At 59.4% G+C, this 7277-nt stretch carries 9 protein-coding genes; 5 read left to right on the top strand and 4 right to left on the bottom strand.

All coding sequences use genetic code 11. The features are described 5' to 3' along the window. The first annotated feature begins 223 nt into the window (after nt 1-223). On the top strand, nt 224-487 hold the full coding sequence (locus AC629_RS48500; protein WP_245331781.1) for a hypothetical protein: 264 nt from the start codon (nt 224-226) through the stop codon (nt 485-487). Between the two features lie 215 nt (nt 488-702). After that, the gene (locus tag AC629_RS48495) at nt 703-1266 is read left to right on the top strand and encodes a hypothetical protein (RefSeq protein ID WP_245331780.1); all 564 of its coding nucleotides are present in this window, start codon (nt 703-705) and stop codon (nt 1264-1266) included. Between the two features lie 86 nt (nt 1267-1352). On the opposite strand, the gene AC629_RS09610 is transcribed toward AC629_RS48495, so the two are convergent. The 4 genes from AC629_RS09610 to AC629_RS45125 form a co-directional block, all read right to left on the bottom strand. Further along, nucleotides 1353-2057, bottom strand: coding sequence for an ABC transporter ATP-binding protein (locus tag AC629_RS09610; protein WP_084804551.1), 705 nt, complete (start codon nt 2055-2057; stop codon nt 1353-1355). Next, on the bottom strand, nt 2054-3313 hold the full coding sequence (locus AC629_RS09605; RefSeq protein WP_084804550.1) for an ABC transporter permease: 1260 nt from the start codon (nt 3311-3313) through the stop codon (nt 2054-2056). The genes AC629_RS09610 and AC629_RS09605 overlap by 4 nt, the downstream gene beginning before the upstream one ends. Then, nucleotides 3310-4509 carry a hypothetical protein gene (locus AC629_RS09600; RefSeq protein ID WP_143199025.1) on the bottom strand — a complete coding sequence of 400 codons (1200 nt, stop codon included), beginning with the start codon at nt 4507-4509 and terminating at the stop codon, nt 3310-3312. The genes AC629_RS09605 and AC629_RS09600 overlap by 4 nt, the downstream gene beginning before the upstream one ends. Before the next feature lie 131 nt (nt 4510-4640). Next, a complete protein-coding gene (locus AC629_RS45125; protein WP_143199024.1) occupies nt 4641-4838 on the bottom strand; it encodes a hypothetical protein in 198 nt (65 codons plus the stop codon). A 307-nt stretch (nt 4839-5145) separates the two neighbouring features. On the opposite strand from AC629_RS45125, the gene AC629_RS48490 reads away from it, so the two are divergent. From AC629_RS48490 to AC629_RS09590, 3 genes are all read left to right on the top strand, one after another. Beyond that, a complete protein-coding gene (locus AC629_RS48490) occupies nt 5146-5433 on the top strand; it encodes a response regulator (protein ID WP_245331779.1) in 288 nt (95 codons plus the stop codon). 73 nt (nt 5434-5506) lie between these two features. Next, entirely contained in the window at nt 5507-5830 is a 324-nt protein-coding gene (locus AC629_RS48485; protein ID WP_245331778.1) for a winged helix-turn-helix domain-containing protein, read from the top strand. Beyond that, nucleotides 5827-7242, top strand: a complete 1416-nt coding sequence (locus tag AC629_RS09590; RefSeq protein ID WP_084804548.1) for a sensor histidine kinase — start codon at nt 5827-5829, stop codon at nt 7240-7242. The genes AC629_RS48485 and AC629_RS09590 overlap by 4 nt, the downstream gene beginning before the upstream one ends. Nucleotides 7243-7277 lie beyond the last annotated feature (35 nt).

Here is a 7277-nt window from a genome sequence, read left to right as displayed (position 1 = left end):
CCTACAGGTGGTCGAGACCGCGTCCGTCAAGGAATACGGAAAGCCACGCAAAATCCCGGCTGGCGCAGCGATTCATTTCCATGGTGATGATCCCGAGGAGGGTCCGTTGACCAGATACACGACGGCGATACGAGCAGTACGCCTCGCAGCGTAGCAGCGAAATCCACGCAATGCGTTTCTGCGCTCTTCGTTTGTGCGGGCGCCTCCGACTGGAGACGCCAAGATGCCGCCCTTCGATACTGCAGCAGTTGTTCTTGTCGGAGTCGCTTCATTTGCGGCCTTCGTGAACGGGGCGCTCGGGTATGGCTTTTCGTCACTCACGGTGCCGCTCGCGCTCGTGTTCTACACGAACCGGGTCCTGAACCCGGCGGTCGTTATCATCGAAGTCTTCGTCAATCTGTACGTTCTGTTCATCAACATCCGCGGGGTGCCGAGTGGAAACGGGTGCTACCGATTCTCATTGGGCTACTGCCCGGAATTGGAGTAGGTGCATTTGCTCTGGCTTCGCTGGAGGCTGGCTGGATTAAACTCTCCACTTACTCAGTGATCTTGCCCCTCATCCTGATCCAGGCAGCCGGCTGGCGTAGGCCCATACAATCGCGCTGGCTAGTCGGCCTGCCCTTCGGGACGACATTAGGCATCCTCTATTCGGTCACAACAATCTCAGGCCCTCCCCTGGCGATCTTGTTCAACAATTAAGGCATGGTCAAAGACGAGTTCCGGGCCGGGCTTGCATTGGTCCGTGTTGCGGAATCGAGCGTAACCGCACTGGCGTATTACAAGCTTGGACTCTTTATCGCCGAGAGCGGAAGCCTACTCCTGCTGCTTGTTCCCTGCGCTCTGATTGGCATACCGACCGGCGCCTTCGCCATCCGAAGACTGGATCCCGAGACATTTCGCCGAATATGCATGAGTTTTGACGCATGGGTCGTCGGGTTCGGACTTTCCCGAACGTTGATCGAACTGAAGCTGATGGAAAGCCCGTGGGCCTACAGCGTAATGGTGGCCACGATTCTGATCGATGTCTGTTTGCTCTACATCTTCTTCACGGTGCGGAGAGCGAATACGGAAAGATCACGAGTCTCGTGGGTGTTGCCGACGACGAGCAGCGAGAGTGGGCGCGGTGACCGCATGTCTTTCGAAGTGGCGGAGCTTTCACGAGACCGGTTCGAGAGCCTCAACAGGTCCCTCGGTTATGTCATCGGCATAATGGCCATTCTGATGCTCGCACACACGTTTTTGTCCTCAGCTCGCCTGCCCTCCTAGCGCGAGCCGGCGGCTTTGCTGATCTTTTTGTTGTCAAGCGCGTTCAATAATCCTGAATTCGACGAGGGGCGGCGCAAGACGCAATCTCAAGAGACCCCCTCTTGGGGAAGCTCAATTTGGTAGGAACTGAGCACGCCACTCCTGAGCTCGAGCGACCTGTCAATCGCTTTCACCCTGTCGCGCTCGTGGGTAACGAGCAGCAGTGTCTTGCCACGTTCACGGACCGCATCCGTAAGCATTACCATCACGCTTTCCGCGCTCTGGTCATCGAGGTTGCCGGTGGGTTCGTCTGCCAGGACGAGCGCAGGATCGTTCGCCAAGGCCCTCGCAACCGCAACTCGTTGCTGTTCACCACCGCTGAGTTGAGAAGGATTGTGATCACTGCGATCGGCGAGGCCAACAACGTCGAGCAGTTCGCGGGCTCGATCGCTATTGGCCCGCCCCAAGGCAATCATCGGGAGCAGAACGTTCTCCAAAGCTGTTAGCTGTGGGATCAGATTATAGGACTGAAAAATGACCCCGACCTCCCTGGCCCGGTATTTCGAGGCCTGGGTCATCGACAGGCGGCCGATATTGGTCCCTGCGACAACAATGTCCCCCTGGTCCGGGCCATCAAGACCCGCAATAAGGTTCAGAAGTGTGGTTTTGCCTGATCCGGACGGACCGCTGATGCGCACGAACTCGCCTTTCCTAATGTCGAATGAGACGCCACGCAGCGCGCCAACGGTGGAGCGCTCTCCTCGATACGTCTTCGAGACTCCGCGCACCGATACGAACGGATCTTGGGTCATGAGCGCCCCTCCGACAGGCTTGTTGCCAGGGCCTGTCGCAGAAGACGGAGGCCCGTTGGCGCAAGACCGACGATAACGGCCACGATTCCGATCGCGACGATCGATCCAGCTACCATCAGATCAAGCGCCGGCTGCGTGGTGCCAAGATCAGCCATCAGCGATGGTATCGCGAAGGACCGCGGTACAAATAGAACTGCGACAAAAGCACCGATAGCAGATCCAGCCGCGCCCAACACCAATCCGAACACAACGGCAGGTGCGATACTCATCGCAGGCGAACACCCGAGCGCCATCAATGTGGCGTATTGCCTGCGGCGATCAACGTATATGTCATGCAAGAGGTTTGCGGCGAATGTCCCGGCCAATAACACGGTTGCGACGCTCAGGGCCGTGAACACCGCCAATGTCAGGACGAAATCGCGCACCTTGCGTTCATATTGACTGTATCGCTCTGTGACGAAGACGCCCGGCTCAAGCCGGAAGGCTTCCTGTAGTTTGGCAACGAGCGAGGGCACGGCGGACATGCTCCTTGCAACGACGAGCGCATCAGTCAGCGTCGGTCGACCGAAAATATCCTCACTCGTCTGAATGTCTACGAAAGCCCCGCTCGAAACGTCGGTCGCCTCGGGGTTCAGCGAAGGGGCTTCGGCCGATCTCGGCGGTGCTCCCCGCAATTCCAGTTTGTCGAGGATCCCGATGACCGTAAGCTCCAGATCCCCTCCATCCGCCTTGCGAATCGGGAAAGCGCCGCCGATGTCGACGCCAAGCGCGCGAGCCGACGCCTGATCGAGAACCGCGACCGCACGATCGTCTTTGCGAAGAAATCGACCGCGCGCGAGCACAAAGCTGCTCACTTCCCGCTCGAGATCCGGATCGATGCCAAAGACGTAAATGTTGAGAAAGCTATCACCGGAAACGACGTTTCGAAAAAGCGATTGTCGCCTGATAACCCGATTGTTGCCCGCCGCATGTTCCAGGTCCGCGGGATCAATCAGCGGCTCGTAAACCGGTATTGTAAGGGGCGGCAGATTTCCGCTACGCGGCGTTTCGAACAACGCCCGATTAAACCGGCTCTTTACGTGAATGATGTCGGGGCGGTCCTGGCGTATGGCTCGGTTCAACGCGTTCCGGGCACCTTCGACCACCATCAGTGACGCAGCCACGGTCGCGCTGGTGGCGGCAAGGATCATGATCGCGGCTATTGCTTCGACAAACCGTCGTCCCATACCTCCGAATGTGAGCTTCACCCAAATCATGCCGATACCCGCAACAGCTGCGCTGGGCGTTGCGCGAGCGGCCAGAGTAACACCGGCACCGCTGCGATGCTTGCCGCTACAAGCGCGATGCCGGCAGCGAGAATGAACCCTGAAACGGTTCGCGCGAACGGCAGAATGGCTGTGGTCGCTGCCGCAAGCAGTATTCCAGCGGCAAGGACAACGTACAGACGCAGTGCGGAATAGAGCAAAACCTGGGGGCGCGAAAACCCCACGGCTTGCAGAATTCCAAACTCGCGCCAACGGGCCAGAACCCACTGGATCTGCAGACCGGCTGCTCCGGCTGCCACCAATACAAGCAGGAGAAAGACGAAGAAGGAACCACCCGTCTCTAGTTTCCTTTGCTCCCGGAGGGCCGCCCCAAAATTGTTTCGCTCCGGCACTCTTAAGCAGAAGGTGGCTTCACTGGCAGCGCCGCAGTCTTGCTTAAGACCGCGCTGATCAAGCAAAGATATCGCCTCGCGTACGACCGGAGGCACGGCGCGGACTGAATTCGCCCGTACGATCAGGTCTTTAGGTATCGGCTGCTTCGGGGGTGCCATGCCGCGAGCAGCCAATTGCTCGCCAACGAATCCAAGAAATTCCTTCAAAAGCTGTTTGTTCAAAAGAATCGGTAGCGTTGTTGTCACGCCCTCCGGCGCATCCGGGCGACGCACAGTGAGGACTTCGCTGCCTTGCGCAGCAAGGCGCCAGAATGGCTCAAATCGCCCCTGATCCGGTCCGACGAACTCGAATGTGCCGATCAGGCGCAGCTTCTCGAAGCGTCGAACGATTGGTGGATTCGAATTCGCATAAATCAGGTCGACGGTCGCTTCGGCACCAGGTCGAATTCCGACGTAGCCTGTGATCCCGGACGGGACAACGACCTCGTTGCGATCCGGTGGGCGCACCGTTCCGGATGTCCTAAACAGGGGAGCTCCGAGAACCGCCATTGGCGCCTGCGGATTCAGATCGTGGAAATCTACATAATAGTCGCGCACTGGATCGAATGACCCATCGATGCCTAGCACAGTTGTCCGGGCACCGAGCGATTCCTGCTGCTTCTCGTTTTCAAAGACCACAAACGAGGTGTCGGCGACTAGGCCGAGTTGCGTCCCGTTGTAGGGAGCCTCGACCGACTCCACGCCGGCGGCCGACCGTAGCGTCTCGGCGAGGCTTGTGACTTCGTCCAGAGGCACGCTCCCGAGCTCGATAACAAATGTCGCTGCTCCGGACGCTTCATATCCGGCCAGCAGCTCCGCTCGTCGAAGACCTATCTGCCCCACAAAGAACGTGACTGCGATCAGCGCGGTCGCAATCGCCAGTGCGGTTACCGATGGCCTTCCCGTTCGCTGGCCGTGAAGCCCTGCTGCAGGCTGACCTTCGCGCCACTCAACGCGTTCGCCAATTCGGCCTGTTCCTGGTCTGGACCGACCGCAAGAGCTGATCGATGACCGGGAAGCGACACCGCCAAAACAACGATGGCGAACCCATAGGCGGACGTCAGTAGCATTTCCCGTCTAGTCATGGTGTACCTCCTCCATTAATCGAGATGCCGTGGAATTAACGCCGCTCTCGCATCGTCAGGCGTGTCGGCTGCAGCGATTGTGTGGTCTTGGTCGCGGTATTTCGTCCGCCGTTTCAGGTCGCGATTGGGTTCCGCTGGTCCGGCGCCCGAGACAGAGCGCCCGATCCTTCGATCAGCGATTCGATCTTGGTCGTCTTCCAGCGCTGCCACCACTGAAGAGTTTCTGAAATCCCTGTCAGGAAGGCTGCGACAGGAAGGAACCGGTCTATAATGCCGGCTCGAGAGCAGCTCTCTAACGGAGCATATCGTGCGTATTCTGATCATTGAGGACGAAGCGAAAGTCGCGCACGCGCTGCGCGACGGCCTTGAAGCAGAGCACTACGAAGTCACGATCGCTCCGACTGGAGAAGAGGGCTTCTTTCTCGCCAGCCAGCGTTCTTTCGACCTTCTGTTGCTCGATCTCATGCTGCCCCGCCGCGACGGTCTCGATGTCCTCGCGACATTGCGCAGGTGTGGTAGTCAGACGCCGATCCTGGTCGTCACCGCGAAAAGACACCGTCCAGGACCGGGTTGTCGGCCTCGACCAGGGCGCTGACGACTACCTCACAAAACCGTTTGCATTCTCCGAGCTGCTTGCTCGTATCCGGGCGCTACTTCGTCGTGGACGCATGGACCAAATCCTCAAGCTACAGCACGAGGATCTCGAGATGGATCTCGTCACGCATAAGGTTTGCAGGGGGGCTCAGTCTCTCGACCTGACCACGAAGGAGTTCGACCTGCTCGAATACCTGTTGCGCCACAGCGGCCGCGTCGTGTCACGGGAAATGCTCGCACATGACGTCTGGCACGCGACGGCCAGGGCGACGCCACTCGATAACGTCATTGACGTTACGATCGCGCGGCTGCGCCGCAAGGTCGACGAACCCTACGAAAGAAAGCTGCTCCACACCGTCCGCGGGCTTGGATACCTCCTGAGCGGGAGGCAAGCATGAGGATCCGCCCGCCAAGCGTGCGCGCGCGGCTTACGTTCTGGCATGCTGGCGTGCTGACCCTGATCGTGTGTGTGTTTTCCGTGGGCATTCTGCTGTTTGTCGGGGCACGCCTCTACGCCGGCTTGGACGCGCAACTCGGTCGAGAGATCGCGACGATCAGTAAGATCTTTCGCGAGGAGCCGGATGAACTGAGGGACTTGGGCCCCGACTGGGGCATTACACTGTTCCAAGTGGACGACGGCGGCGCCGGCCAGCAGAGCGAGGCATGGGAACGAGAAGGTCTATCGCGTGCGCTACAAAAAGGCGGTTCGACATCGCCGTTGTCTTGGACAGCGCCAGACGGTCGTAGTTATCGCGTCCAGAGTGCCTCTGACTCGTCCTATCATGTAGCCGCTGCGATTGACGAAACCTCGCTGCGGGACACGCTCTGGACACTCGCAATCATCCTCGCGACCGGTATTCCCTTCGCCGCCGGCCTGGCGATCGCGGGAGGTTACTTCCTTGCCGGCCGCGTACTCTCCCCGGTCGGCGCCATGGCGCAAAAGGCTCGGGAGATAACCGCTGAATCGCTCGCCAAACGGCTTCCGGTCGACAACGCCGAGGACGAGTTCGGGCGTCTCGCGACAGTATTCAATGACACGCTATCCCGTCTGCAAGACGCGTTCGAACGATTGCGCCGTTTCACGGCCGATGCTTCGCATGAGCTCCGCACCCCACTCACCGCGATGCGCAGCGTTGGCGAGGTGGCGCTGCAAAACCCGCTTGATGCTGTTGCATATCGCGACGTCATCGGCAGCATGCTGGAGGAGGTCGACAGGCTCACGCGGCTCGTCGAAAGCCTTCTGATCCTCACGCGCGCCGACTCGGGGAAGGTCCAGCTGGCCCCTGAAGCCCTGGACCTCGGAGCGTTGGTAGGACATGTGATCGATCAGCTTCGGGTGCTCGCCGACGAAAAGCACCAAGAGCTTAGGTTCCGAGCTGTCGTCAGAGTCCATGTTAGAGGAGACGCCGCGCTCATTCGGCATGCGCTCATGAACCTGATACACAACGCGATTAAGTACACCCCAAATGGCGGCACGATCAGCGTCGAAGTGAATGCGGCCGGCGGTGGGGCCATGATCGAGGTACGAGATACGGGACCGGGAATTCCTGCCACCCACCAGGATCGTATTTTCGATCGCTTCTATCGCGTCGACACCAGCCGCTCAAGGGAAGCGGGCGGCGTCGGACTGGGGCTCGCGATCGCTCGGTGGGCGGTTGAGGCGAATGGCGGCCAAATCGAACTCGCAAGCGATATGACAGAAGGAAGCTTGTTCCGGGTCATTCTGCCCAATGCTTCAACCGAGTCCGCCGGAGATCGACAGTTGCCGAACGAATTGCGCAGGGCGAAACAAAGCATCGCGTCACCGTGAAGCAGGCTGCCGCAGGTCCGTTCCAGCGCTCCAGA

Origin of the sequence: Bradyrhizobium sp. NAS80.1, assembly GCF_001908205.1 — a bacterium.
GTDB lineage: Bacteria > Pseudomonadota > Alphaproteobacteria > Rhizobiales > Xanthobacteraceae > Bradyrhizobium.
The sequence above is the reverse complement of the archived record's forward strand: the minus strand, read 5'-3'. Positions and strand labels throughout refer to the sequence as shown.